The organism is Campylobacter sp. RM12647, assembly GCF_020138135.1.
GTDB lineage: Bacteria > Campylobacterota > Campylobacteria > Campylobacterales > Campylobacteraceae > Campylobacter_E.
Map to the genome: position 1 here is coordinate 1 of NZ_JACGAS010000049.1, position 1,652 is coordinate 1,652.

Annotated in this window: 1 protein-coding gene; it reads right to left on the bottom strand. The window is 35.5% G+C overall.

Going from position 1 to position 1,652, the window contains the following annotated elements; all coding sequences use genetic code 11:
* The coding region (locus tag AVBRAN12647_RS09525; protein WP_336615107.1) for a flagellin at positions 1 to 1,652 on the bottom strand (1,652 nt) is incomplete at both ends.

The following is a 1,652-nucleotide window of genomic DNA, read 5'->3' on the forward strand; positions in this document are numbered from 1 at the left end:
AATAATCTCATTACGTTTTGTTGAACAGCGTTAGCTTGGCTCATTGCATATACACCTGATTGAGCTAGGATTTGGTGTTTACTAAATGTAGCACTCTCAGATGCAAAGTCAACATCTCTAATATTACTTTCAGCTGATTTAACATTTACTTGAGTAACTGAAATATTATTAACAGTTGAAACAAGTTGGTTTTGAACAGAACCAAGGTCACTTCTAATTGCTTCAAGAGCTTTTTGAGCTGATTCAGCAATATTCATCATTGCTTGTGCACCTTTTAAAGTCATTACACCTGCAGCATAACCATTCTTATTATCTCCTGCATCAGTTGCTTGCCAATCATTAGCATTAAAGCCCATTGCATCTGCTGTTTCTCTATCTATAGTAGCATTAGTTTCTCTTAAGCTAACTGTTTTTTCAGAAACATTTTTATCATAGCCTATTGCACTTGTAATGTTAAGTTTTTCAAATTTTCCATCAGCATTTACAATATCTCTAGTAGCTTCTACAACTATGTCTTTACCATTAGTTGATGAAAAACTTAATCTTCCAAAGTTAGTCTTATTATCGTTAGTTAAGCCTATCATTTCTTTAAGACCTGCTCTATTACCTTCATTTAAGCCTTCTTTTAAGCCTTTTAGGAATTGTTGCATAGCGTGAGCTGCAATAGCGTTTTCGCCTTCAGCTGTATTCATAGTTTTACCCTTACCTGCATCAACCACTTTTTGAAGAGCTTGCATAGCTTTATCTATTCTAGTATTTGCATCATCTAGCGTTTGTGGGTTATTACCGGCTTCTTTTATGTCTGCTAGAGCTTTAGAAGCATCTAGCATATCTTGACTTGCGTTAGCTGTATGGTTTTGATTAACCGCAAGGTGTAATGCTCCTATAGCTTCTGCTGTAATATTCTGCAAATCTACTTTACCATCTGTATGAACGATAGCTTTACCTTTAGCATAACCATCAGCTGCAATTCTTGCGTCTTGTTCGTAGTGAGCTGCTTGTAAATCTTCAAATGTATTTTTATCATTAAATATAGAATCTGCTACGTTACCAGCTGGAGCTGCGTTACCTTGTCCGTTACTTGCCCCAGTTGTCCAAGTAGCCTCTAATGATAAGTCTTTAACTTGTTGTCCTTTGTTTGTTGTAATATTTGCGTCATTCACATACAACACATGCTTATCCGCTTTTGCTTCAGAAGTAGTCTTATCATACGCTTGCCCATTCGCCTGAAAACTCTTATCCACCCCATCAGTTATCTTAATACCCCTACCATCTCTATTAGCAAGTACTAATCTTCCTTTTTCATCAACACTAGCCTCAACCCCTGTTTGATCTTTTACAGAGTTAATTGCAGCTCTTAAAGCACCATTTCCATCTTTATCTTTAACTTCAATAGAACCAATAGTAACACCATTTATGCTAAAGCCTTGTAAAGTAGTTCCTGCTTTAATAGGTTGTTCAAATACACTTTGAACCGTAACAGAAGCTTTAATACCTGTTTTATCAGTAGATTTATTAATAGCTTCAACTAAAGCACCTAAACCTTGACCTGCTTTAATATTATTACCTTGAGCAATTTGCACTGGCTCAAATGTAACATCATTAATTCCATCTACGTTTTTAAATGTAAGATTAATTTTATCTCCTAAAGC